Annotated in this window: 23 protein-coding genes and 1 tRNA gene; 13 read left to right on the forward strand and 11 right to left on the reverse strand. The window is 50.0% G+C overall.

Annotation, left to right across the window (positions count from 1 at the left end; all coding sequences use genetic code 11):
- A partial coding sequence (phoE, locus tag FDW87_RS02765; RefSeq protein ID WP_137379477.1) for a phosphoporin PhoE occupies positions 1–1,043 on the reverse strand: 1,043 nt, incomplete at its 3' end.
- 289 nt (positions 1,044–1,332) lie between these two features.
- On the opposite strand from phoE, the gene proB reads away from it, so the two are divergent.
- The 6 genes from proB to FDW87_RS02795 all read left to right on the forward strand — a co-directional run bounded on the left by proB (position 1,333) and on the right by FDW87_RS02795 (position 9,166).
- Entirely contained in the window at positions 1,333–2,436 is a 1,104-nt protein-coding gene (gene proB / locus FDW87_RS02770) for a glutamate 5-kinase (protein WP_003031373.1), read from the forward strand.
- A gap of 11 nt (positions 2,437–2,447) precedes the next feature.
- The gene (gene proA / locus FDW87_RS02775; protein WP_137379435.1) at positions 2,448–3,701 is read left to right on the forward strand and encodes a glutamate-5-semialdehyde dehydrogenase; all 1,254 of its coding nucleotides are present in this window, start codon (positions 2,448–2,450) and stop codon (positions 3,699–3,701) included.
- A gap of 280 nt (positions 3,702–3,981) precedes the next feature.
- Positions 3,982–4,701: a Crp/Fnr family transcriptional regulator gene (locus FDW87_RS02780; protein WP_094761452.1), complete on the forward strand. Its 720-nt coding sequence runs from the start codon at positions 3,982–3,984 to the stop codon at positions 4,699–4,701.
- 595 nt (positions 4,702–5,296) lie between these two features.
- Positions 5,297–5,884: a common pilus major fimbrillin subunit EcpA gene (locus FDW87_RS02785; protein ID WP_016151870.1), complete on the forward strand. Its 588-nt coding sequence runs from the start codon at positions 5,297–5,299 to the stop codon at positions 5,882–5,884.
- 53 nt (positions 5,885–5,937) lie between these two features.
- Positions 5,938–6,615, forward strand: a complete 678-nt coding sequence (locus tag FDW87_RS02790; protein ID WP_137379436.1) for a hypothetical protein — start codon at positions 5,938–5,940, stop codon at positions 6,613–6,615.
- 58 nt (positions 6,616–6,673) lie between these two features.
- Entirely contained in the window at positions 6,674–9,166 is a 2,493-nt protein-coding gene (locus tag FDW87_RS02795) for a CS1-pili formation C-terminal domain-containing protein (protein ID WP_137379437.1), read from the forward strand.
- Between the two features lie 346 nt (positions 9,167–9,512).
- On the opposite strand, the gene FDW87_RS23260 is transcribed toward FDW87_RS02795, so the two are convergent.
- Positions 9,513–9,743, reverse strand: coding sequence for a thiamine-phosphate synthase family protein (locus FDW87_RS23260; RefSeq protein WP_137379438.1), 231 nt, complete (start codon positions 9,741–9,743; stop codon positions 9,513–9,515).
- Here FDW87_RS23260 and FDW87_RS02805 point away from each other — a divergent pair.
- The 7 genes from FDW87_RS02805 to FDW87_RS02835 all read left to right on the forward strand — a co-directional run bounded on the left by FDW87_RS02805 (position 9,702) and on the right by FDW87_RS02835 (position 15,487).
- Positions 9,702–10,781 (forward strand): hypothetical protein, encoded by a 1,080-nt coding sequence (locus tag FDW87_RS02805; RefSeq protein WP_137379439.1) that lies wholly within the window; start codon positions 9,702–9,704, stop codon positions 10,779–10,781. The two genes, FDW87_RS23260 and FDW87_RS02805, sit on opposite strands and share 42 nt — an antisense overlap.
- Positions 10,778–11,473 carry a fimbria/pilus periplasmic chaperone gene (locus tag FDW87_RS02810; protein ID WP_103283509.1) on the forward strand — a complete coding sequence of 232 codons (696 nt, stop codon included), beginning with the start codon at positions 10,778–10,780 and terminating at the stop codon, positions 11,471–11,473. Before FDW87_RS02805 ends, FDW87_RS02810 begins: the two co-directional genes overlap by 4 nt.
- Positions 11,474–11,617: 144 nt before the next feature.
- Positions 11,618–12,349, forward strand: a complete 732-nt coding sequence (locus FDW87_RS02815) for a winged helix-turn-helix domain-containing protein (RefSeq protein WP_137379440.1) — start codon at positions 11,618–11,620, stop codon at positions 12,347–12,349.
- Positions 12,324–12,797: a hypothetical protein gene (locus FDW87_RS02820; RefSeq protein WP_137379441.1), complete on the forward strand. Its 474-nt coding sequence runs from the start codon at positions 12,324–12,326 to the stop codon at positions 12,795–12,797. The genes FDW87_RS02815 and FDW87_RS02820 overlap by 26 nt, the downstream gene beginning before the upstream one ends.
- Positions 12,798–13,139: 342 nt before the next feature.
- Positions 13,140–14,588 carry an EAL domain-containing protein gene (locus FDW87_RS02825; RefSeq protein WP_137379442.1) on the forward strand — a complete coding sequence of 483 codons (1,449 nt, stop codon included), beginning with the start codon at positions 13,140–13,142 and terminating at the stop codon, positions 14,586–14,588.
- A 193-nt stretch (positions 14,589–14,781) separates the two neighbouring features.
- Entirely contained in the window at positions 14,782–15,246 is a 465-nt protein-coding gene (locus FDW87_RS02830; RefSeq protein ID WP_049042190.1) for an isoprenylcysteine carboxylmethyltransferase family protein, read from the forward strand.
- A gap of 165 nt (positions 15,247–15,411) precedes the next feature.
- Positions 15,412–15,487 (forward strand) — tRNA-Thr (locus FDW87_RS02835).
- 250 nt (positions 15,488–15,737) lie between these two features.
- Here the strand turns inward: FDW87_RS02835 and cbdX are convergent.
- The 9 genes from cbdX to hyaA form a co-directional block, all read right to left on the reverse strand.
- Positions 15,738–15,827 carry a cytochrome bd-II oxidase subunit CbdX gene (gene cbdX / locus FDW87_RS02840; protein WP_016151902.1) on the reverse strand — a complete coding sequence of 30 codons (90 nt, stop codon included), beginning with the start codon at positions 15,825–15,827 and terminating at the stop codon, positions 15,738–15,740.
- Between the two features lie 13 nt (positions 15,828–15,840).
- Complete coding sequence (gene appB, locus FDW87_RS02845) at positions 15,841–16,977, reverse strand: cytochrome d ubiquinol oxidase subunit II (RefSeq protein WP_137379443.1); 1,137 nt, start codon at positions 16,975–16,977, stop codon at positions 15,841–15,843.
- An 11-nt stretch (positions 16,978–16,988) separates the two neighbouring features.
- Entirely contained in the window at positions 16,989–18,533 is a 1,545-nt protein-coding gene (appC, locus tag FDW87_RS02850) for a cytochrome bd-II oxidase subunit 1 (protein ID WP_049042192.1), read from the reverse strand.
- Between the two features lie 89 nt (positions 18,534–18,622).
- Positions 18,623–19,480 (reverse strand): hydrogenase expression/formation protein, encoded by an 858-nt coding sequence (locus FDW87_RS02855; protein ID WP_016155779.1) that lies wholly within the window; start codon positions 19,478–19,480, stop codon positions 18,623–18,625.
- Positions 19,473–19,880 (reverse strand): hydrogenase-1 operon protein HyaE, encoded by a 408-nt coding sequence (hyaE, locus tag FDW87_RS02860; RefSeq protein ID WP_137379444.1) that lies wholly within the window; start codon positions 19,878–19,880, stop codon positions 19,473–19,475. Before hyaE ends, FDW87_RS02855 begins: the two co-directional genes overlap by 8 nt.
- Positions 19,881–19,885: 5 nt before the next feature.
- Complete coding sequence (gene hyaD / locus FDW87_RS02865; RefSeq protein ID WP_047357642.1) at positions 19,886–20,467, reverse strand: hydrogenase 1 maturation protease; 582 nt, start codon at positions 20,465–20,467, stop codon at positions 19,886–19,888.
- The gene (gene hyaC, locus FDW87_RS02870) at positions 20,464–21,198 is read right to left on the reverse strand and encodes a Ni/Fe-hydrogenase b-type cytochrome subunit (RefSeq protein WP_016151908.1); all 735 of its coding nucleotides are present in this window, start codon (positions 21,196–21,198) and stop codon (positions 20,464–20,466) included. The genes hyaD and hyaC overlap by 4 nt, the downstream gene beginning before the upstream one ends.
- An 18-nt stretch (positions 21,199–21,216) precedes the next feature.
- Positions 21,217–23,010, reverse strand: a complete 1,794-nt coding sequence (gene hyaB / locus FDW87_RS02875) for a Ni/Fe-hydrogenase large subunit (RefSeq protein WP_016155782.1) — start codon at positions 23,008–23,010, stop codon at positions 21,217–21,219.
- A complete protein-coding gene (gene hyaA / locus FDW87_RS02880; RefSeq protein WP_046276297.1) occupies positions 23,007–24,134 on the reverse strand; it encodes a hydrogenase 1 small subunit in 1,128 nt (375 codons plus the stop codon). The genes hyaB and hyaA overlap by 4 nt, the downstream gene beginning before the upstream one ends.
- Between the last annotated feature and the right edge of the window lie 177 nt (positions 24,135–24,311).

The following is a 24,311-nucleotide window of genomic DNA, read 5'->3' on the forward strand; positions in this document are numbered from 1 at the left end:
ACCATACCGACAGCAACGATATCATCATTGTTGATGCCCAGTTTATTGTCGCTATCGAGCTGGTTGATTTTATAATCGACAAACGCGGACATATTTTTGTTGAAATAGTATGTTGCGCCAACGTCGATATAATTCACCAGATCCTCATTGCCTACGCCTTCAATATCTTTCCCTTTTGACAGCACATAACCCAGTGACGGACGCAGACCAAAGTCAAACTGGTACTGAACTACCGCTTCGAAGTTCTGTGTTTTATTGGCGAAGCCGCCGGAAATTGGCGTCATATTGCGCGTTTCAGAATAGAACGTCGCAATATAAATATCGTTAGCATCATATTTTAAACCGGTCGCCCAGGCTTCTGCTTTATCGCCAGTCCCACGCGTTTGCAGATTCTGCTGGTTGGTACGATCGGAGTTGGTATACGCACCGCTCACCGCGAAATCGCTGCCGCCAAAATCATAGGTAACGGAAGTACCAAAACCGTCGCCGTTTTGTTTTTTCACATCGCGGTCCTGATTTTTCCCCTGGTATTGCAGGGTGAGATCCAGACCATCCACGACGCCGAAGAAGTCGGTGTTACGGTAGGTCGCCAGGCCGCTGGCGCGTTTGGTCATAAAGTTATCGGTCTGCGCGGAGGAGTCGCCGCCGAATTCCGGGAACATATCGGTCCACGCTTCCACGTCGTACAGCGCGCCGAGGTTACGACCGTAATCAAACGAGCCAAGGTTTTTTAATTTCAGACCGGCAAAGGCCAGACGGGTTTTTTGCTGGTTTGAGTCGCTTTCGGCTTTATTGCCGGCGAACTCTGCTTCCCAGCGGCCATATCCCGTCAGTTCATCGTTAATTTGCGTTTCGCCTTTAAAACCTAAACGGATATAGCTCTGGTCGCCGTCTTTGCTGTCATAATCCGTCATGTAATGCATGGCTTTTACTTTGCCGTACAGGTCCAGTTTATTACCGTTCTTGTTATACACTTCCGCTGCCTGTACGGATGCCGACGCAGTAATACCCATCACCACTAATGCCAGAGTGCTCTTTTTCATTTTCAATCCTGATTAAAAGTACGCGCTAATATTCACTGGGTGTGATCCCCGTTAAAAGACAGGAGGGTTTTTAACGTCTGGTAATGAACGTTTTATGACAAAGTAAGAATATTTTTAAAAAAGGATGTTTTTTTGTTTCTGTAATAAATGCGTCAAAATCTGCCGCTACGCTTGCTGATCCTGCGCAATAAAATTTCATGCTTTGTGCGCTGGTTGTTGGCAACCGGGGCCAGTCCTGCTAAAACGTTCGTTTGATATCATTTTCCCCAATTTTGAATGGCAGAGAATCATGAGTGACAGCCAGACGCTGGTGGTAAAACTTGGCACCAGTGTGTTAACGGGCGGATCGCGCCGCCTGAACCGCGCCCACATCGTAGAACTGGTTCGCCAGTGTGCGCAGCTCCATGCCGCAGGGCATCGTATTGTTATCGTTACCTCGGGCGCGATTGCCGCCGGACGTGAGCATCTGGGTTACCCTGAGCTCCCGGCAACGATAGCCTCGAAACAGCTGTTGGCGGCGGTAGGGCAGAGCCGATTGATTCAACTGTGGGAACAGTTGTTCTCTATTTACGGTATTCACATCGGACAGATGCTGCTAACGCGTGCGGATATGGAAGACAGAGAGCGCTTCCTTAACGCCCGCGATACGCTACGCGCGCTGCTGGATAACAACATCGTTCCTGTCATTAATGAGAACGACGCCGTAGCGACTGCCGAAATTAAAGTCGGTGATAACGACAACCTTTCAGCGCTGGCGGCGATTCTGGCCGGGGCCGATAAGCTGCTGCTGCTGACCGATCAGCAAGGGCTGTTTACCGCCGATCCGCGCACCAACCCGCAGGCTGAGCTGATCAAAGACGTTCACGGTATTGATGATGCGCTGCGCGCCATTGCCGGTGATAGCGTCTCGGGTCTGGGAACCGGCGGTATGGGAACTAAACTGCAGGCCGCTGATGTTGCATGCCGTGCCGGGATTGACACCATTATTGCCGCAGGCAGCAAGCCGGGCGTAATTGGCGACGTGATGGAAGGCGTCTCCGTTGGGACGCGTTTCCATGCACAGGCCTCTCCGCTGGAGAATCGTAAACGCTGGATCTTCGGCGCACCGCCAGCCGGGGAAATTACCGTTGATGAGGGGGCGACCGCAGCGATTCTGGAGCGTGGCAGTTCATTACTGCCAAAAGGCATTAAAAGCGTGACAGGCAACTTCTCTCGTGGTGAAGTGATCCGCATCTGCAATCTCGAAGGGCGCGATATTGCCCACGGCGTTACCCGCTATAACAGCGATGCGCTGCGCCGTATTGCCGGACATCACTCACAACAGATCGACACCATCCTGGGCTACGAATACGGTCCGGTTGCTGTCCATCGCGACGACATGATTACCCGTTAAGGAACAGGCATATGCTGGAACAAATGGGCATTGCTGCCAAAGCTGCGTCATACAAGCTGGCGCTGCTCTCCAGTCGCGAAAAAAACCGCGTACTGGAAACGATAGCTGATGAGCTGGAAGCGCAAACGGAAAGCATCCTCAGCGCGAACGTACAAGATGTTGAGCAAGCGCGAGCCAACGGCCTGAGCGAAGCGATGCTCGACCGCCTGGCGCTGACTCCGGCGCGTCTGAAAGCGATTGCCGACGATGTGCGTCAGGTATGTAATCTCGCCGACCCGGTCGGGCAGGTGATTGATGGCGGTCTGCTGGATAGCGGCCTGCGTCTCGAACGTCGTCGCGTTCCGCTAGGCGTGATTGGCGTGATTTATGAAGCGCGTCCAAATGTCACCGTTGACGTGGCTTCCCTGTGCCTGAAAACCGGTAATGCGGCGATCCTGCGCGGTGGGAAAGAGACGTACCGGACGAATGCTGCAACCGTGGCGGTTATCCAAAAGGCGCTGGAAGCCTGTGGTTTACCCGCTGCAGCCGTGCAGTCGATAGATAACCCGGACCGCGCGCTGGTCGCTGAAATGCTGCGTATGGATAAGTACATTGATATGCTGATCCCTCGCGGTGGCGCGGGTCTGCATAAGCTGTGCCGTGAGCAGTCGACTATCCCGGTCATCACCGGCGGCATTGGGGTTTGTCATATTTATGTTGATGATACCGCGGAGATCGACCCGGCGCTGAAGATTATCGTCAACGCCAAAACCCAGCGTCCGAGCACCTGTAACACCGTAGAAACCCTGCTGGTGCATCAGGATATCGCTGCGCGTTTTCTGCCTGCTCTGAGCCAGCAGATGGCACAAAGCGGCGTCACGCTGCATGCCGACGACACCGCGCTGGCCACATTGCAGGCAGGGCCCGCTAACGTGGTTGCGGTGAAAGCCGAAGAGTATGACGACGAGTTTCTGTCGTTGGATCTGAACGTGAAAATCGTTACCGATCTGGACGATGCTATCACCCACATTCGCGAGCATGGGACCCAGCATTCCGATGCCATCCTGACGCGCACCCTGCGTAACGCCGATCGTTTCGTGAATGAAGTGGACTCTTCTGCCGTGTACGTTAACGCCTCTACTCGTTTTACCGATGGTGGCCAGTTCGGACTGGGGGCGGAAGTGGCAGTGAGTACGCAAAAACTGCACGCGCGCGGCCCAATGGGTCTGGAAGCACTGACCACCTATAAGTGGGTTGGCTTCGGTGACGACACGATTCGTGCGTAATTGAAAACGGGCGATGCCATAATAGGTCTATGATTTTAAAGTCTATTAAGGCATTGCCCGGTTAATTCTACCCTTTACCCCGCTACCGTATTTGTTTTCTATCCTGCGTTTTATCATCATCCGCATCAGTCTGTTTTTTACCCATGCGCTCCCTGGCGTTGAAAGACGACGTATCACAGAATTTTCCCTGCCAGCATGAATTTTCTGGGTCTGTAGCTCACGTATTGTTCCCATGGTTCGATCTATTAGAATCAGTCTCATTTTTATGAGGAGTTGTTGCGTGAAATCGGATATTCACAAACATAGCATTCCTGTTGTGCCGCTCGGCAACCCGTTTCCCCCCCGCCATTGTTCACTGTGTCCAAAGGGCGCGGCGATTGATCGTGATAATCAATACCGATTAATAGACAAAAGAAGGAAGTTTAAAGCGGGGGAGATACTCGCCCGGCAGGATGAAGCCGCAGACATGCTTTTTGTGATTCACGAGGGGTACTGCACGTCCAGCGTGGAATGTGGTGATAACGATTTTATCAGTCGCTTTTATTTTCCGGGAGACATCATGGCGCTGGATGCTGTTGAAGGGGGAACGTATCTGACAACGATCAAGGCTGCAACGGCTGCGGAGGTATGTCATATCGATATTGCGCGGTTGTTCAAGGCAGCAGAAAAGGAGCCGTCGGTTGCAGCGGCCGTCATCAAGTTTCTCTGCAGGGACAATGGATTCATTGTTGAAAAACTACGGCGTTATGCCAATAAACATGCTGAGGCCAGAATCGCTGCTTTCCTCGTGGAGTTTTACGAAATGCATTTACGTATTGGCAGGCCAGAAACGACGCTTCGCTTGCCATTCTCGCGGGAGGAAATTGCCAGTTATCTCGATCTTAAAATTGAAACCGTTAGCCGCTCATTAAAATCCCTCGAACAACAAAAGTTGATTAGCTTACATCGGGTTCGTACGGTAACAATTAATAGTTACTTGGGGTTAAAAGGTTTCAGCTAACGCTATCTTTGCCGTGTGTTATTTATCTCTTGATATTCCAGGAATATTCATTTTATATGGAAAATTCCTGGTTTTATTTATGTGAAATAATTATCAATTCGAATAATAATCCTACAGGTCAGCGCTATTTTTATAAGAATATTCCCCCATAACTAAATATTTCATGAGAATTTTCTTGTGAAGTTAAAAAATTAGCATAATTGCAACAAATAATAAGCATTATAGAGAGAATATGGAGATGTTAATTATCTTTATGTTTTGTAAGGGTTTTGCTCTGGTGTTATTTGTATGATCTTTTTGATATTTATCAAAAACATAAAAAAGATGAATTGTTTGATTTTGCTTATCTGGGTGGGTAATGATTCTGAAAATGGATGTGTTTTAAGTGATTGTGTCTTAGGAAACTTCTTAGGCAATGTTTTTTACGGGAAAATTCTTAGTTTTTTGTAATTTTTGCGTTTCAGGGTTTGTTGAGATGTTACTTAATTCAAATGATAATTTTTTGGCGCGGCAATTCTGGCTCGCAATTAATGGAACCGCTGGAGTGACTTAATAATAAGACTCGGTGGTGAGTTTGTTCTTAGGAGAAGATAAAATGAAAAAATTATTATTAGTAACCTCTCTGGCTTCTGTATTTGTTGCAGCAAATGCAATGGCAGATGTTACTGCTTCTGCAACTGCCTCGTGGGACGCGACGGCAACAAAAGATACCACCAGCATGTTGGTTGTCACCCCGCTGAACTCTTTAACTTTCCAGTATGCTGAAGGGCTGAATGCCTTCAACTCTCAGGACGGTGCTTTTGATGTGACGATTCAGGGTCAGGAGACGGCAACTGATTTTGAGCTGACTGCTCAGATTATTAGCAACACTCTGACCAACGCCAGTGGTGATGCTTCTACCCTGAACGTAGGGGTGGCATGGAATGGCACGGCACTGACTAATTCATCAGATACTGTCCTTGTTAACTCCAGCTCTACTTCTGGTCTTGAAAGCCTGATGGCAGATGGCGCTTATAACGGTGCCGCTCGTGTCAGCGATCAATCCAACTTCAAATTCACCATCGCGTCAGCGACTTCTGATGGTAGTCAGACAGTAGCAGATTACTCTGCACTGCCAGACGGCTATTGGACTGGCGATGTAAAAGTACAGTTCAATGCAACCTGGACGACTCCGTCTGCCTAAGTAATAAAAAATTCGGGAGAATTTGTTCTCCCGAATTTATCAGGAATGGTGTCATGAAAAAATATTTACCGGCAGCGATGTTGGTAGGGTTAGTAGCATCTTTTCCCGGATGGGCAATTAATGTTGGTGAAATTACATCGATCATGACTTCTGCTGAGAGTTCATTATCGAAAGAAATTATCAATACGACAGATGCGGCGCGTTATGTCAGTGTTTCGGTAAAACAATTGTCATCACCTTTGGCCGGGGGAGTCGAAATAAAGCCCGTTAATTCCGGAGAATTACTCTCTACACCTGCCAATCTTATTCTTCCTGGCCAGGCGAAGGATGTTTTTCGTTTCTTTTATAAAGGACCTGCAGATGATATCGAACGTTATTATCGTCTGCAATGGATAGATGAGCCGGTCACCGAGAGCGCGGAAACCCGGGCGAATAAAATGGCTGTTGCAACAGCGTCGGCTGAAATTGGCACTATTCTGGTAGTCGCGCCGCGCAAGGAACGTTTTGAATATAGCCGAAATGGCGATGTTATTACCAATACCGGCAATGTTTCATTTCGTGTGATCGCTTATGGGGCTTGTAAAGATAAGGCTCGCGAGCGGGGACGAGGCTGTCGCGAACGTTATTACATTATGCCGGGTACAAAAATAAAATTACAGTTTACCGACATTAGTAATAGCCGTTCACGCATCGGTATCTGGCACGGTAAGCAGTTTATTACAGTGAAGTGATGGTCAATAGCAGCCATCTGTACGGGATAAATAAAATTACCGGAATGTAAGGATGCATATGACAACAACAAATATTGTCGGCGGTAGCATTTGTCTTTTTCTTGCGCTGACACCAGGATTTTCACATGCAGCCCCAGTAAAAGTGGGTAATTACGTTATTCCCAGCGCTTTCGCCCGTTCACTGGAGCAGGGAATGACGGTGCCGGTATATATTCGTTACAACGAGACTGACGAGAAAAGTCAGCAAAAAGTTGCCGATGCGGTGATTTCCCTTGTTGATGGCAATATTACAGTTAAAGCCCTGACTCTTGCTGAATTGCCCAATAATGCCGTGTTATCTGGAAAAACCCGCGCGTTGGTGGAAAAAATTCGTGATGTGAAGTTTCACGATAACACCAATATCGAGCTATCGGATGATGCACGCCTGCAACTCAACGTCTCTTCATTTCACCTGGAGATGATTGTCAGCAAAGATGCGTTAACTGAAGCGATTGTCGCACGCAGCAGCCTGCTTGGACCTTCCAGCGTGGAGACTCTCTCTAACGTCCTGAACTATAACTTTGGCACCTACTACAACGATTATCATAACGGCAGCAGTACCCGCAGCTATCTGACGATGGACAATACAACATCGCTGCGTGAACACCATGTCAACATTAACGGTTCGTTTTACGGCATAGGCGACAGCAACAGCACCAGTAAACTCTATCGCGCGATGTATGAGCGTGATTATGACGGATATCGACTGGCGCTCGGGATGCTCGACACCTGGAATGTCCAGTCTATTGCCAGCCTGAATGCGCTGAATGGTGGGAAAATTTACGGCGTAAGCTACGGAAACAAAGGAAGTACGGTTGTTGAGAATACCTCGCTTTCGCTTACGCCAATTACCGTATTTCTGCCAGCTGCTGGCGAGGTTCATGTAATTCGTGACGGGCGTTTGCTCAGCGTACAGAACTTTAATATGGGCAGCTATGAAATTGATACCAGTCGTTTCCCGTATGGTGTTTATGACGTCACGGTAGATATCGTGGTCAATGGCCGGACAATTAATAGTCGAATTAGTCGGGTCAATAAAATCTTTGCCCGCCAGCAGGCAGCCGGAATTGATCAGTTCTCATGGCAACTGTTTGGTGGCTCACTGGATTATGACCGTGTGAGTTATAAGCGAAACCACTATCAGGATTTAGGCAATGAGCAGACCTGGATTGCCGGCGGTGCCGCATCGGTGACGCTGGCGATATTGTCGGGGCTGGGCCTGAAATCTACGCTCTACGGTTTTGGCAACAATGCGGTTAATGAAACGGATGTCACGCTCAATGTGAATGAATACGTAAGCATTGGCAATCAGACGCTGGTAGCGAATGATTCGTCATGGCGAAACATCAGTAATATCAATCTCAATATCCCCGAGGGATATGGTTCCCTTTGGGCATCTCGTGAAGACAGTAAAATTGGCAACCGTCTGCCCATGCAGGAGCGTGACAATTATTCCATTGGTGGCACTCTTAACCTCGGGAAGTTTATTCCTCATGGCGGCTCGCTTACCGTGAGTCAGACGGAGAATCGCTACTCGGGAAATAAATACCGTAACCTGGACTACAGCACGACCCTTTATTCAGGCAGGTATGCCACGGTTGGGCTGCGCGCAGGTATTCAGCGTTATTACTACAATAACCGGAATGACGATGGGCGACAGGAACGTTATGTCAGCCTGGATTTATCGTTGCCGTTGGCGTCCTGGTTGAGCATGGGTGTCTCCCGGGATCGCTATGGCAGCACTCAGGGTAATCTCAGCGCGCGCAAGCAGTATGCTGAAGGCCCCATTAAATCGGTCGGATTGTCGGCTTCGACACGCCTGAGTGGCGAGCAGTATTACGACAATAATTATTCGGTAAACGGCAATCTGAGTTATGACACGAAATATAACGCTGGCACCGTATCGGTAACACGTTCCGCGGACAACTCCACCAATATGAACTTCTCTTCTCAAGGTTCCCTGGCGTGGGCAGGAAAAGATTTCGGTCTGAGTAAAGAGAGGCAAAGGTCAGGCATTATTGTGAAAACCGATTTGACCGGCGAAGGGAAACTGGCTGCGAAGATTAATAACCGAAATTATCTTCTCAGCGGTAAATCAAATTTCATTGCACTGCCGCCTTATGCTCAGTACAAGCTGGAGATCCTCAATGATAAAAACTCTGAAGACAGCTTTGATATTGTTTCAGGGCGCAAACAGGAACTGACGCTATATCCGGGTAACGTGGGTGTTATCAACCCTGAAGTGAAAAGTATGGTCACCGTATTCGGGCGCATTCGTTATCCCGATGGGCAGTTGGCTGCAAACACCGATATTCATAATCACATCGGTAAAACGCGTACGGATGAAAAAGGGGAGTTTGCTATCGATATCGATAAGAAGTATCCGGTCATCACGTTAATTTCAGCCAATGGCAGCCTATGCGAAGCCGATCTCGATTTGGAAAAAGCACGCGGCGCAGCGTGGGTTGGTGATGTGAAATGTGCCACGCAAACCACGATGGCGCAGAGGTAATAAAATGAAAGTATTAATTAAAGTAGCTACTGTAATCTGTGCCGTGGGGAGTTTTGCGCCTGCGTTGGCTTTGAATGCAATATCTTCCGGCTCAGTCAGTAATAACTATTTGTTTATTGAAAATGCCATTGATAGTGAATACTTTATTACCCCCTCGGCACTCGATCCGCGTTTCAGCGGGTCAAACACGTGGATAAAATACGGTACTTCTCAGGTGAGTCTCGGGTATTTAGGTTTTGTCGGCTGGACTGCGCCAGGAAATTATTATCAGGACATGTGGATTGATAATTCCCCGATTAACGGCCCTTTTCGGGGGATCCGTTGTTATAGCGGCAGCCAGTGTCCATCAACTGGGTTTATCGCCGGGCAAGGCACTGACAATAACGGTTTTTATCATGCGCAGGTAGGATCTGTCGCTGGCGTTATTGGTGGCGCCTACGGATTCGCTTCCCTGACGGATACTGCCTATGAGTACTTTCGCAATGTGCCTACTGGTAGCAGCGAAACCTATGTGTTCAACCGTTGTTATACTTCCGTGAATTATGATTATTCTTCCGGGCAACGCTGCAAAGATCAATCAACAGGATTATGGAATTACGTCAATTATACGTTAACCAAACGCGGTCATCTGTCACTGGTATCGACTAATGCATTTCAGGAACTTTGGGTTGCCAGCGATGGTACGCCGAGCATCACCAAAGACTCTGGTTATTGTGAGCTTGGCGTGGTGGGCGGCGCTGACGGCGTGATTTGCAAAATGGTGAATTATAACCTGCAACAAACCGCCAATCTGACCGCCTCCCTGACGTTTCGCGCTTATGTCGACACGGCGATGCTTGGTTTTACGCCTGGACCGGCCACCGTGAGATACTCCGGGAATGGTTCAAACTGGTATAACTATGGTACTTCAACTGCTTATTACAACGTTTTCACGACCTCTGGAGAGTACATATATATTTTTCTGTCAAAAGCATTCCTGAAAAATCTCGTCGATTCAGGAATCAGCATTACTAACAGTCAACCGTTTACCTTCGGTTTTTATAATGGCTTAACACCAGAGTCAGGGTACTACCAGTTTACGCCTTCGCTACAGCTCAATATTGTGCCGAAGGAGTATGGGATCAGTATCGTCTCTTCAGACAACACCGCTTCTGCGAGCGGCAGTGGCACGATTGGCGACGCCGCTCCTATAGAAATGGATTACACCGTGACAGTCTCCGGTCCTCGTCAGGCTGATAGCATTACAGCGCAAGTTATCGGGGAAAGTACGACGATAAACAGTGTGCCTTACTGTCTGTTTACCTCCCCTCAAGGCGGGCTGTCAGTCCCAATCCCCGCCTTTCTGCAGTACAACAGTCAGTCGGGGGGCGTGGTACAGAAACGAAATAGCTGTAGTGAAGCAGCAATCAATATGAGCGATGCGCAGTGGCAACAGACGCCCTGGGACGCAAATAACAATGATGATGGAAGCTACTATGCTACTGATTTGAAATTGCTTTTCCCAATGAATGATTCACGGTCGATGTTAACTGTTTCCGGTACAGATTGGGAAGGTGTCGTCAGTGCCAGTGGAGAGATAAAAGTCACGGCGAATTGGGTGGGAGTGACGCCATGAACCGCTGCCGTTTGGTGCTTAGATGGGTATTTATATTACTTTCCGGGCTGACTGTATTCTCCGCACAGGCTGTCTACCTGGAGTCGACCATTTATGAGATGCCATCGGATAAATCATTTATCAGCAAACGGATCTATAACGATAGCCAGAAACAGAATTTGTACAGTATTGGCGCAGTAAAAATTGATAAGCCGGGACCGGGAGGAGAAAACAGAAGTGCCATTGCTGAAGGCGAACTTCTGTTTACGCCGCTGAATTTTTCACTGGCTCCGCAGGCGAGTGAGTTTTTTAAGATTTTCTACCGTGGACCGCAGGATGATAAAGAACGCTATTACCGAATTCTGTTTCGTGAAATGCCGATAACGCTGTTTACCGAGCGTAATCAAGGGAAAGGTGGGCAGGCTCTCCCGGTGATTGCTATGGACACCATATTGGTTGTTCGCCCGAGAAAAATGAATCTGGCCTACACCATTGATGAGGCAAACGGAACACTGAAAAACACCGGGAATACTTTTTTTAAAATCATCGTACACCTGGGGTGCAACTCCACCGATGATGACGCCACCATGCGTTATGTGTTGCCGGGTGAAACCTGGCGTAGTAGCGAATTGAAATCAAAAAACCGAAAATTTATCGTTGCATTGCAGAAATACATACCAGTAGGTCAGGGGTGCTTCAAACTCAATCAATAGTAAGCATTAAGTCTGATCCGATATGTCATGGTTAGATATCGAACCTATACTGTAACTGTCTTTATACAATGCAGTAATCAGCTCGGCACAGATGAAACTTTGGTCATTTGTACTCAACGTCACGGTATTTAAGAGTCAGGTAGTATGAAAAGTATAATTAATGATCAGGTTGAGTATGATTCCACCAGAAAAAGCCTGAAACATCGCGATACGACAATAATTCTTTCGGCGTCTACCGCGAGACTACTTGAGCTATTCATTGCCCATAAAAATCAACAAGTCCACCGCGAGTTTATCATTGAAGAAGTGTGGAAAAAGCATGGCATGGCCCCATCGGGTCATAGCCTTAATAAAAGTATCAGTATTTTGCGAAAAGCATTTAGTGAGCTGGGGGCGGGTAATCCCATTGAAACCCTGCCCCGGCAGGGATTTTTGTTCCATGCTTCGATCAGCGATGAATCTTCATCTTCCTGTGTAGATGAACCCGTGCGTTCGGTAACTGAGACGGTAAACTCATCCGTAAGACCAAAACGTAAAAATATTATTCTGTTCATTTTATTATTTGCATTTCTTGGTAGCGCTATTTTTATATTTTTAGCTCTTAATTCAAGCTCCAAAAATTTCATTTATATCAGGGCAATAGGTGATTGTGAACTTTATACTGCCGATGACAATAATGCTGGTAAAACGAAAGCATTTTTATCTTCTGATATGTGGCGAAAAGTAAATGCGGCTTGTCATGATGGCAAGAAAACAATTGTTTTTTATGATGATAATAATTTATCAGCCGACAATGATCTTAGAGAGAATTTCCTGGGGATTTGTACCTTAGAGAAAGGAGGGGTTGCCCGTGAATGTGAAGATTTTGTTTATTAGTGGGGCAATCTTTCTTGCAGCGATAACAGCATATTTTTTATATCGCCATCAAGAACCTGAGACGCTGACCTGCTCAGCCAAAAATTACCTGCATCTGGAGGCGCAAACTCAGGGTGTAAAAATTGAAGGTGAAGTTCTGCTGGTTTTTCGTATTTCTTCTGCTACCGAAGGGCGGGTATCTCAGGTAGGAAGTCTCAATATTCAGGGTAAATATTATGCTGTAGATCGTAATGTTGTCCTGAATTTTATTGGTAAAGATCGTGATGGTTACCTACAGACTCGTCGTGTAGCTATTGTTAAAAATAAAAATGACAATGTTCCTGATGAAGTTACCGAACAACTCATGTCGCGACAGGATATTTTCTATTATAAGGTCATCCATATCACCGAAAATGTCTATGCGATCAGAGATCTGCGACGTACGCTAATGGTTTGTCGGGCAGCATGAGTAGCTATAATGTGTTATTCTTATGGTTTTAGTGGCTTTATATTTTGTCGTTGCTAGTGTTTGTGGTTTTTTGTTTTGTCTTGCAGTGAAAATAAGTAAAAGGATTTGTACTGGTGAAGAATTAGGAGTTTTCCTTTTTCAATATTTAAAATGGCCTTAACATTTAATGGTAATACTCATATGGATAATCGTGATTATAAATTCTGAAACTACGTGATATGACTTACGGATAAAGTTAATTCGCGAACCGCATTGTAATTGTTGGAGGCTAAAGGTGTTGTATATTCTCTCGTGTATAAAACGAGGGACCTGCTATGCCATAAATTTAAGTTGGTGGTAACTATGAATACGAAAAAGGTTTTTCTGCTCAGTTATGATATTTTTCTTTTCTCAGGGATAAAAGCGTGGTTGCCAAATCTGGTGTTAGTCGATGCGCGGACATTTATTTCTGGTTCACAGTCAATTATTCCACGGTACCCATCCTGTTTACTGGTGATCGATAACCGGTTACCTTTATTCCTGGTCAGGAAGTGGTTTCAGAGAAATAGCACGCAGTTTATCAATATAAACTGTATTGTTCTTCGGATGAATGAAACCCGTTCTGTTAATCGGGGGTACGAGGAGTATGCATTCATTAATGGACGGGAATTATCGGATCAACTGATTTCTCAGTTGAGAGCCAATCTAATGGCACCCAATGAGGTTGCGGAAGTCACTAAAGGTTCAACGATGTTTACGTTTCATTTGACTGAGTTTGAAGAGGAAATGCTGTATGCATCTTTCACAAAGGAAAAATTGCACGATTTTTGTATTGCTAACTCGATAACAATTAAGTCAGTGTATCGATATCGGGAACGAATTACCGCTCGTCTGGGATTTTCTCATTTTAATGAAACTATCATTTTTTTAACCAGGAATAATCTATTGCATGAAGGTTCCTCGACGAACGGTTATTCTGGTAAGAATGTAATATACGGCGAAGCATATGATGTCTCAGATTCTAGTCGACTGAGTATGGCAATAAGGAATGAAGAGATCATTCCTTATTTTCAACCCATCGTAAATATCAACGAAGATGTCTGTGGTGTTGAGGTTTTGGCTCGTTGGCCACAGGGGGATAATTATGCTATTTCTCAGCGTGAGTTTATACCGCTGGCTGAAAAAAGTGGCTTAATGAATGAGTTAACGAGCTATTTAATGAACACCGTCGCGCGTAATCTGGTCAACGGAAGCGAGGATTTCAATAAAACTTTATTCGTCTCCTTTAATGTGAGCCCATCAGGTTTAAGTAACCCCGTCTTTTATTGGGAGTGTCTTAATTTTATGGAAATAACGCAAAGGCTACCGATAAAATTGATGATTGAAATAACTGAAAACCAGACTCTCACTATTACTCCTGCAATCAAAGAGCTGATACGATCGTTGCGAAACAGAGGGGTTCTGTTTGCTTTAGATGATTTTGGGACGGGATACGCTAACCTTTGCTATCTCAATGAGTTAGACCTGGATGTTATAAAAATTGATAAAACGTTTATCAAAGCTATTAAAGAAGTTGAGCAACATATCCCTATGCTCGAGTCAATCATTCACCTTTCCGAACTCCTGGGGTTACGCATGGTGGCGGAAGGCGTTGAATATGGCTATCAGCAGCAATGGTTGGGGAAAAATAATGTTGATTACCTGCAGGGTTATCAATTTTTACCGCCAGTGACGTTTGATGATTTTATGCGTTACTACAAGCAGTCTTTAGATTTTTTTGAATCAGCGTCGGATTCTACTTTCTCAACGTAAAGCCTTTCGGGAACATCAGGGGCGGATGCCTCTGATGCAGGTATTTTTGTCGAGGTGAGTACGATAACTCCCGCCTGTCTGGTGAAGGCGATAGCCTGTTGTGAGTGAGGCATCGTTTGTTTATGTATCTAATACGGGGTATTTATAGCGGTATCAGCGTTAATTAAACCGATTCCAAGGTGAGTTCCTGGCCATGCGTCATTTCCTGACAAAATTAAGAGTCTGGTTTCCGCCGCCTCTTATCTTAGTACTTTTTCTCGTTGCGGATGTGCTGACGGCGAGTCCGCGTTTCACATTCGGCGGGGTGAATATCGTGATAAGCGCATTGCTGGCCGGCGTCAGTCTGTTGGTGATATTGCACACCGCGTGGCAGATGCGGATGAAACGTACGACCCTGAATCCGCTGCATGCACATAAATCGACCACGCTTGTTACCGACGGATGTTACGCCTGGAGCCGCAACCCGATCTACCTTGGTATGAGTGGACTCCAGTTGGCCTTTGCTCTTTGCATCGGTAGCCTGACTGGAGTACTGGCTGTACCGGTGTTTATGCTGGCGGTTGCCAGATTACATATTGATTTTGAAGAGGAACAACTGCGAAAACATTTCGGGCTGGAGTGGGAGCGCTATGAACAACACGTTCGCCGCTGGTTATAGTAATACCCGACCGCGTATAAGCATGCCTGTAACGACACGATTCGTGCGTAATTGAAACCGGATGATGCAAAAATAGGCGTTTGATTCGCAAGGCCATTGACGCATCGCCCGGTTAGTTTTAACCTTCTACCCCGTGCTCACATTCGTGGACATGTCCTTTTCAGGGCCGATATAGCTCAGTTGGTAGAGCAGCGCATTCGTAATGCGAAGGTCGTAGGTTCGACTCCTATTATCGGCACCATTCAATCAATCAGTTACAACTACACATCTTCAATAAATCCCCTTACTTTTGTCTCGCGCACTGGTTTAGCACTCTATAGCTTCTCATTTCCTTTCCGCTCTTCGAACACGTCCATTGCAGCACCGCTCTGCGGTTTATAGAAAAGCTTGGTGCTAACCAGGGTTTGGGTACAGCCATGCTGCTTTTGTGTGAACGAATAAAGACTCCCCGAATAAACAAGGGAGCCAGGAAGCGTAACGCACGCGCAGGGCTATTTCTGCCGTGACTCAAGCCAGACCAGCGCCAGCGTGGAGAGCGTGCACATCAGCAGAATGCCGACAAACCAAAACAGATACCACATCGTACAGTCCTCCCTAATAAAGTTCGTGGTTGTGGCGGCGGATGGTTTCTACGTTGATTCGTCCCAGCATCTTGTAATAACTCCACAAGGTATAAAGCAGAACTATCGGTAGGAAAATCAACACGATAACCAGCATGATATTGAGCGTCATCTGGCTGGAGGTACTGTCCCACACCGTCAGGCTAGAGAGTGGATACGCGCTGGATGGCATCACAAATGGAAACAGGGTGATTCCAGCGGTGAAGATCACACAGGTCTGGGTCAATGAAGCAAACAGAAATCCCCACACGGCCCGACGTTGCCCGCAGGCATAGATCGCGAGCATTGGAAAAATCATGCCCAACAGCGGAATAACCAACAATAGTGGTGAATTTTCAAAGTGCGCCATCCACGCGCCCGGTGCGGTCGTTACTGCCTTTAATAGCGGGTTGGACGGACCATTAGGATCCTGGCTAAGCAGCACATAGCCGTCGATCCCCGTCCACAGCCAGTACCCGGCTAACAGGAAGCAGAGCACCACTAACATCGCGCTGCGGCGGGTGGCAGACAGCGCGCGCAGGTGAAGAAGGCCGTCGGTTTTCAACTGGAGCCACACGCCCCCCTGCATAATGACCAACATCAGGCTTAATGCGCCGCACAGTAGGGCAAAAGGAGAGAGCAATTCCCAGAAAGTGCCCAGATATTGCACATGTAATTGTGGTGTGAACACAAAAGGCACCCCCAGGAACAGATTGCCGAAGGCGACGCCGAAGATAACCGGTGGCACCAGGCTGCCGATAACCAACCCGGTGTCCCACATGGCGCGCCAGCGTGCATTCGCTATTTTACCGCGATAATCAAAGGCCAATGGACGAAAGAAAAGGGCGCACAGCACCAGAATCATCGCCACATAAAACCCCGAAAATGCGGCAGCATAGACGCGCGGCCAGGCTGCGAATAATGCGCCGCCCGCCAGAATGAGCCACACCTGGTTACCTTCCCAGTGCGCCCCTACGCTATTGATTAACACCCGACGTTCATCATCGTTGCGCGCGATCAGCGGTAACAGGCAGCCGACCCCCATATCAAACCCGTCAGTGACCATAAAGGCCACCAGAATAATGCCAATCAGCAGCCACCAAATGAGCCGCAACGTTTCATAATCCAACATGATGCTCTCCTTTATTCCTGTGGTTGTGCCGGTTGTTGACGTTGCATCGCATCTGGACCAAGACGCGCGTATTTTTGCATCAGGTAGACTTCGGCAATTAAAAACAGGGTGTAAAGCGTGAGGATTAGCCCCATGGAGAAGGCCAGTTGGCCCGCGCTCAGCGCAGAGTGGGCGTACCAGGTCGGCAAAATATCCTGAATCGCCCACGGCTGACGGCCAAACTCCGTCATAAACCAGCCTGCTTCAATGGCAATCCACGGTAGCGGCAGGCTCCACAGCGTTATGTGCAGTACCCAGCGATGCTGGTCGATACGCCAGCGTAAGGTCTGTATCAGCGCAATCGCCATCACCAGCAGCAAAAGGGAACCGCACCCAATCATGATGCGAAAGCTCCAGAACACGGGGGCGACTTGCGGAATAGCGCCGCGTTGTGCGGCCTGATATTGCGCTGGCGTGACATGGTTCATGTCAGGGGCGTAGTTGGCCAACAGGATGCCGTAACCCAGATCTTTTTCCACGGCGTGAAAAGCGTGCAGTAGCTGAGGCGTGCGGTTACCTTTGGCGATTTCCTGCATCAGCAACCATGCTTCCCGGCCCCGCTGCAGGCGGAGTAGCGCGTCTGCCATCAGGTTCTTCAGCCCCGGAACTGGCGTATCTAAAGAGTGAGTCGCCAGGATACCCAGCAGGGCCGGTATCTTCACGGAAAAGGCGTTACGCTCTTGCTCCTGCTGCGGCCAGGCTATCACATGAAAGGGCGCAGGTGCCGGTTCGGTTTGCCATTCCCCTTCCATTGCCGCCAGTTTTACCGGCTGGCGTTGGGCGACCTCATAGGCTGAGCTATCTCCCAGTTGCAGAGTGCCGAGGATAGCCAGTGTGCCAAAGACGGAACCTACCGCGAAGGAGCGCAGGGCGAACTCGCGAGCGCGACCACGCAGCAGATACCAGGCGCTGATGGACATCACAAACATGGCGCCTGTGACATAACCGGACATCACGGTATGCACAAATTTCACCTGGCTGATGGGGTTAAAAACCAGCTCGCTAAAGCTGCTCATCTCCATGCGCAGGGTATCAATATTAAAGTGAGCGCCTGTTGGATATTGCATCCAGCCGTTGGCGTTGAGGATCCACAGGGCCGAGATGTTGGAGCCAAACGCTACCAGCCAGGTCACCAGTAAATGCTGGTACTTGTTTAAGCGCTGCCAGCCGAAGAAGAACAGCCCCACGAATGTGGATTCAAGAAAGAAAGCCATCAAGGCTTCCATCGCCAGCGGGGCACCGAAAATATCGCCCACATAGTTGGAATAGAGCGACCAGTTAGTCCCGAACTGAAACTCCATGGTCAGGCCGGTCGCCACACCGAGCGCAAAGTTAATACCGAATAACTTTCCCCAGAAACGCGTCATGTCACGGTAGACTGTTTTGCCCGTCACCACGAACAGGGTTTCCATGATGGCCAGCAAAAAAATCAGCCCCAGCGTCAGGGGAACAAACAGAAAATGGTACAGCGCGGTCAGCGCAAACTGCCAGCGCGATAAGTCAATGACGTCCCACATGCGAACTCCATCAGGCATTAGAGAGTGAATAGATAAGGAAGAAAACGCCAGACCCGCAGCAGAAAAGTATGCGGGTCGGGAGAAGGGGATCAGGCCGGCGGGCCGGATGCCAGCCAGCTACAGACTTCATCCAGGCGCTGGAGCGAGTCGAGCAGATCCTCTGGAGCAGCCAGTACCAGTTCCGGTAATGGACAGATCTCATAACTCTCGAGCAGAAGCCCTTTCAGGGTATCCAGACAGCGCACATGCCAGACATGGCGCAGCGCCGTGGCGTCGATTTGGCTCTCGCCGTAGCCGATGGTGCGGATCTGAATGCGCCCTTCGCCACACAGGCGGGAGAGGAACTGGCGATCCGCATCGCTAACCGGGAGTTGGGTGAGGTTAATGCTATGAGGTTGCGTGGCCGGATCGCGAACGTGCGCTAGCAGTTCCTGAGCCAGCGTCAGGCCATTCATCAACCCATCGACGGGCGGAGGCAACAGGCTATCGTCTGGCAGCGTCGTGATTGTTGCTGCCTGCCAAAGCGCCCGTGGCGCACTGCCTGCCTCCAGATGCTCCTCCCATTGACCCAAGTCATTCTGGCAACGCACCCGCCAGATTCCGCAGAAAATAGACTCCTGAATCTCACTCGCCCTGCCGTCAGCCTGCTGGATACGCACGGAAACTTCGCCTTCGCCGAGCAGCGTATTCAAAAACGTGAGGTCGTCTGCGTTGAGCGTGGATAAATCCCATCCCAGCACGTCCTGTTTTACGGGGATTTTCTGGCTAAGCTGGTGGCGCACGTCGGCTAACAATGCCATCACCGCCGGGCTGTGCGGGCAGTTTTCCAGCCTCGCCATGCTGGGGCTGCTGTTGACCTGGCAGGTGAGGGGCAGAGGATTCATGCTGAAGCTGTCATCGCCCGGCTGGGTTCCCGGCCCCAGCAGATGAAAAAAGGTATCACTCATCTTGCAGGCTCCGGGGGATGTGTTCTTCAACGAGGGGGCGCATCAGGTTGAGCAGGTCGGCCCACGGGTGGATGCCGCTGAGAATGCCGCGCAGCTCGCCGTGGATAAATACCAGCGTGGCCGGGAAGCGGAATACGCCAAAACGATCGCCGATAGCCTCGCTGTGCTCGATATTCGCCATAGCGATTTGCCAGTCAAACTGGGGAAACTCGCGGAGCAACTCGGCAATCATTACCGGGTTATCGCTGACTTCCGGCGTGCGGCGGGGATCGCTACTGAGCAGCACCACGCCATCACGCACACGCGTTACCCAGTCATCCAGTTCAGATGCGGTCAGCGGTTGCCAGCCGCGCGCCAGCATGCGTTGCCATAGCGCAGAAAATGGTTTGTCATTCAACATGTTGCTTATCTCTCCAGCGTTACACGATACTGGCGAATACGCACGCCTTCATAGTTTTCCAGCGACAGGCATTCATAGTTCAGGCAACGCGTTTCATCGATTGTCTGTGGCGCGATGCCCCACGCGGCCAGTTGCCTTAGCGCGGCTTGTTCTGCCGCCGGGAGCTGAGCGCGCGCGATGTCGGTCAGGCTGCCGCCATAGTCGTCCAGCTGCACCGGCTGTAGTCCTACGAGGGCGATGTGGGCGGGCAGATGACCGCGAATCTCCGCCAGAGCAAGCACTTCGGAGAAGCTGTTCTGATGCAGACTCATTTTTTTGGCGCTGAGGTAACTGGGGACTTGTTCACCGGCGTAGGATTGCAAAGTGCCTGGCGTGAGTCCGTAGTCGATAGCGTCCAGCAGCAACAAATGGCTGGCCTGCTCAACGTAGCCCAGCAGATTCAGCCCTTGCGTGCCGCCGTCGACAATCTCTACCCATTCCGGCCAGTGATAGTGGGCGTACAGGCGTTCGGCAACGCGAATGCCAAATCCTTCATCTGCCCACAGCAGGTTGCCTAAGCCCATCACGATGACGTTAGGTTCGCTCATGACGCCTCCTTATCGTGCTGGCGTTTGGCAAATTTGTGGCTACGATAGCCGTTGATCATGGTTGAGATGACGGTATCGTCAGACATGATGTCCTCGCGGATAGCCATATACACATGACCGATGATGAAGGCGGCGATGAACCACATCCCCAACCGATGCCAGCTGTGAATATCGAGAGAGTTACCGCCGGTCCAGTAGAAAAACTCCGTCACATAGCGGAAGGGGGTAAAAATGGCGTACTGGCTATGCTCGCTGTATAAGGCAAAACCGGTGAGGATCATAAAAACTGAGAGCAGGAAATAACCGAACATCGCCGCCTGCGCGACGGGGTTATGGCCGATATCCTCTCCCGGTTTTTTTTCCAGAAACAGATACCAGCGCACCACCGAAAAGGCACCCTGCCACCAACTGCGACGCCAGACAGGCACGATAAACAGCTCGCGTGAATAGCGATTGCCGACGAAGGCCCAGTAAATGCGACCCAGCAGTATCACCGTAAACACCATGGCTGCGGCGAAATGCACTAACCGGATGTCGCCCATGTAGAACAGGTAAGTGGCCTCGCCGTTGACCGACGGCAGTGGTCGGCCAATGAAGTATCCGGTTACCATCAAAACCAACATGCAGCCCACTGTCAGCCAGTGCCACAAGCGTACGGGTGCTTCAAACACATAGTGGCTGACGGCGGTATCACGCGCCTCCCCGACGCGTGGGGATATCTTTCCAGTCATCGTTCCGTTCCTTAACGCTTAGCGAACCTGGACTGCGATAAGTTCGCTGCCGTCGTCGCCGAGGACGTGGGTTGAACATGCCAGGCAGGGGTCGAAGCTGTGCAAGGTGCGCAGGATCTCCAGCGGTTGATCCGGTATCGCCATTTGGGTGCCCATCAACGCCGCCTCGTAGGCGCCAATTTGCCCCTTCGGATCGCGCGGGCTGGCATTCCAGGTGGTCGGCACTACGCACTGATACACGTCGATCTTCTGGTCGCGAATCGACGCCCAGTGACCGAGTGCTCCGCGCGGCGCCTCGGTAAAACCGATCCCACGGCACTGCTGCGGCCAGCTTGCAGGCTCCCATTTTTCGGTATTCGCCGTAGCCAGATTGCCGTTTTTCAGGTTGGTCATCAGCTTGTCGAAGAAATATTGCAGCTTGCTCACGGCCCACTGCGCCTCGTGCGCGCGGCACAAAATACGCCCCAGCGTCGACTGCATACCCGACAGCGGCAGTTTGAGTGCGGACATCATGCGATCGACGGATTCAATCGTGGCGGCATCCCCTTTGTGATAGGCAATCAGCGTACGCGCCAACGGTCCAACTTCCATGGCGTGTCCGCGCCAGCGCGGGGCTTTAATCCACGAGTAGCGTTCCTGTTCGTTGAGCTGCTGGATATCGGTATCGCTGCCTTTGACATCGCCGGGGTTGTACCAGGGTTCAGTAATCCCCTCGAACGGGTGACGACCTAATTGATCGTCCGGATAACGGTACCAGGCATGATCGACAAACTCCTGAATTTGCTGCTGATCGGCCAGATCCACCGGCATGACGTTGTTAAAATCACCGTTAATGACCGCGCCGCCAGGCATCAACAGGCTCTTCGCGCTGAAGTCGTTGGCAATATCTGGGAACGCGCCGTAGCTTAAGACGCACTTATCAGACAGCCCGGTGCCAATCTGGCTCCAGGGTTTGTTGAACTGGCCGATAGCCAGCGCGTCAGGAACCATGACGTTGTTGATGAAGTCGGCGGTGCGGGTGATGATCGACTGTACCAGGTTAAGGCGTTCCATATCGACCGCACCAACCGCGCCGCTCTGATCGATATTGATAGCGCATGGCATGCCGCCGACAATCCAGTTAGGATGCGGATTCTTGCCGCCAAACACCGTATGGATTTTGATAATCTCGCGCTGAAAATCGAGCGCTTCCAGATAATGGGCAAAGCCCATCAGGTTAGCCTCTGGCGACAGTTTGTACTGCGGATGTCCCCAATAACCGTTGCGGAAAATCCCCAACTGACCGCCGTCGACAAATTTCTTCAGGCGGTTTTGTACGTCAAAGAAGTAGCCCGGGGAGGACATCGGCCAGGCTGAAAGGCTTTGTGCCAACTGTGATGTTGCGCGCGGGTCGGCTTTCAGGGCATTCAGAACGTCAATCCAGTCCATTCCGGCTAGCTGGTAAAAGTGGACCAGGTGGTCGTGGCACCATAGCGTCGCCAGCATAATATTGCGAATGATGTTGGCGTTATCGGGCACCTTGATGCCAATGGCATCTTCAATGGCATAGACCGATGCGAGCGCATGTACGCCAGTGCACACCCCGCAAATTCGTTCGACAAATGCCCAGGCATCGCGCGGGTCGCGCCCTTGCAGAATAATTTCCAGTCCACGGAACATGGTGCCGCAGGAAACCGCGTTGGTGATGATGTTCTGCTCATCAATGTTCACCTCACAACGCATATGGCCTTCAATGCGCGTAATGGGGTCGACAACCAGGCGCCGGCCGGCATTATTGACCGTATATCCCTGGGTTTGATACGAATTGCTCATGCCTGTTTATCCTCATTGTCTGGCGACTGTTGTCCGGCGTCGGCTAATTGCTGTTTGTGGCGGTTATGTTGATTGACGGCGCTGGCGACTGCGTGGACACCGACGCTGGCGGCCACCACGCCTAGCGCGGTGAGGCCCACGGTATCGGCGGTTGAATGCGTCCCCATCTGCGGGATATCGACCACGCGGCTGTAGAACGAACCGCGATCCCAGAAGCCGTTCTCTGAACATCCCAGACACCCATGACCGGACTGGATGGGGAAAGAAACGCCGCCATTCCAGCGGGTGGTGGAGCAGGCGTTATAAGTGGTAGGCCCTTTGCAGCCCATTTTGTACAGACAATAGCCTTTTCGGGCTGCGTCATCGTCCCAACTCTCAACGAACTCCCCGGCGTCAAAGTGGGCGCGGCGGTAGCATTTGTCGTGAATACGCTGACCATAGAACATCAGCGGACGCCCCAGACGATCGAGTTCAGGCAGACGATCAAACGTCACCATATAGGTAATGATGGCGCTCATGACATCCGGAATCGGCGGGCAGCCGGGCACTTTCACGATTGGCTTATCGGTGATCACCTTATCGATCGGCGTTGCCTGGGTTGGATTAGGCCGGGCAGCCTGCACGCAGCCCCAGGAGGCACAGGTTCCCCAGGCAATAATCGCGCTGGCGCCTGCCGCGGCTCTTTTTAGCTTTTCAATAAACGGTCGCCCGCCGCTGATGCAGAACATTCCTTGTTCACCCAGCGGAGGATTGCCCTCGACGGCCAGAATGTATCGGCCGTGGTAGCGGCTCAGAATGTCTTCAAATACCTCTTCGGCCTGCGTTCCGGCGGCGGCCATCAGGGTGTCGTCGTAATCAAGAGAAATCAGGGAGAGGATGACGTCTTTGGCGAGTGGGTGAGAGGAGCGGATAAATGATTCAGTGCAACAGGTGCATTCCAGCCCGTGGATCCAGACGACCGGGATCCGAGGTTTGTTTTCCAGCGCCCAGGCTATTCTGGGCGTCATTGCGGCTCCCAGCCCAAGCGATGTTGCTGCGAGGCTGCAATATTTGAGAAAACTGCGTCGACTCACCCCTTTGCGGCGCATCGCCTGATAAAAGGTCTCCTCGTTATTCGTATTCATAACACGCGTTTCTTCCCCCGTTGAGTTCTGGCCACGTCGCCAGCGATAATCTAAAAAAGCCTATCCGATCAGCGGGGAGAAACAATGCAAAGTGTAGGGTTATGTCCTATTGCGATATTTTCGTGCCCGTTACCTGTTTTTCACTGTCCGGGAATAAAAAAACGCACAGGGGAGACC

The sequence above is a fragment of the Citrobacter sp. wls826 genome (assembly GCF_005281245.1).
Taxonomy (GTDB): Bacteria; Pseudomonadota; Gammaproteobacteria; order Enterobacterales; family Enterobacteriaceae; genus Citrobacter; species Citrobacter braakii.

What these genes read in the sequence shown, in the direction of transcription:
- proB (WP_003031373.1), top strand. Translation starts at nt 1,333, where the DNA reads ATGAGTGACAGCCAGACGCTGGTGGTAAAACTTGGCACCAGTGTGTTA.
- proA (WP_137379435.1), top strand. Translation starts at nt 2,448, where the DNA reads ATGCTGGAACAAATGGGCATTGCTGCCAAAGCTGCGTCATACAAGCTG.
- FDW87_RS02785 (WP_016151870.1), top strand. Translation starts at nt 5,297, where the DNA reads ATGAAAAAATTATTATTAGTAACCTCTCTGGCTTCTGTATTTGTTGCA.
- FDW87_RS02790 (WP_137379436.1), top strand. Translation starts at nt 5,938, where the DNA reads ATGAAAAAATATTTACCGGCAGCGATGTTGGTAGGGTTAGTAGCATCT.
- FDW87_RS02795 (WP_137379437.1), top strand. Translation starts at nt 6,674, where the DNA reads ATGACAACAACAAATATTGTCGGCGGTAGCATTTGTCTTTTTCTTGCG.
- FDW87_RS02810 (WP_103283509.1), top strand. Translation starts at nt 10,778, where the DNA reads ATGAACCGCTGCCGTTTGGTGCTTAGATGGGTATTTATATTACTTTCC.
- FDW87_RS02815 (WP_137379440.1), top strand. Translation starts at nt 11,618, where the DNA reads ATGAAAAGTATAATTAATGATCAGGTTGAGTATGATTCCACCAGAAAA.
- FDW87_RS02825 (WP_137379442.1), top strand. Translation starts at nt 13,140, where the DNA reads ATGAATACGAAAAAGGTTTTTCTGCTCAGTTATGATATTTTTCTTTTC.
- FDW87_RS02830 (WP_049042190.1), top strand. Translation starts at nt 14,782, where the DNA reads ATGCGTCATTTCCTGACAAAATTAAGAGTCTGGTTTCCGCCGCCTCTT.
- cbdX (WP_016151902.1), bottom strand. Translation starts at nt 15,827, where the DNA reads ATGTGGTATCTGTTTTGGTTTGTCGGCATTCTGCTGATGTGCACGCTC.
- appB (WP_137379443.1), bottom strand. Translation starts at nt 16,977, where the DNA reads ATGTTGGATTATGAAACGTTGCGGCTCATTTGGTGGCTGCTGATTGGC.
- appC (WP_049042192.1), bottom strand. Translation starts at nt 18,533, where the DNA reads ATGTGGGACGTCATTGACTTATCGCGCTGGCAGTTTGCGCTGACCGCG.
- FDW87_RS02855 (WP_016155779.1), bottom strand. Translation starts at nt 19,480, where the DNA reads ATGAGTGATACCTTTTTTCATCTGCTGGGGCCGGGAACCCAGCCGGGC.
- hyaE (WP_137379444.1), bottom strand. Translation starts at nt 19,880, where the DNA reads ATGTTGAATGACAAACCATTTTCTGCGCTATGGCAACGCATGCTGGCG.
- hyaD (WP_047357642.1), bottom strand. Translation starts at nt 20,467, where the DNA reads ATGAGCGAACCTAACGTCATCGTGATGGGCTTAGGCAACCTGCTGTGG.
- hyaC (WP_016151908.1), bottom strand. Translation starts at nt 21,198, where the DNA reads ATGACTGGAAAGATATCCCCACGCGTCGGGGAGGCGCGTGATACCGCC.
- hyaB (WP_016155782.1), bottom strand. Translation starts at nt 23,010, where the DNA reads ATGAGCAATTCGTATCAAACCCAGGGATATACGGTCAATAATGCCGGC.
- hyaA (WP_046276297.1), bottom strand. Translation starts at nt 24,134, where the DNA reads ATGAATACGAATAACGAGGAGACCTTTTATCAGGCGATGCGCCGCAAA.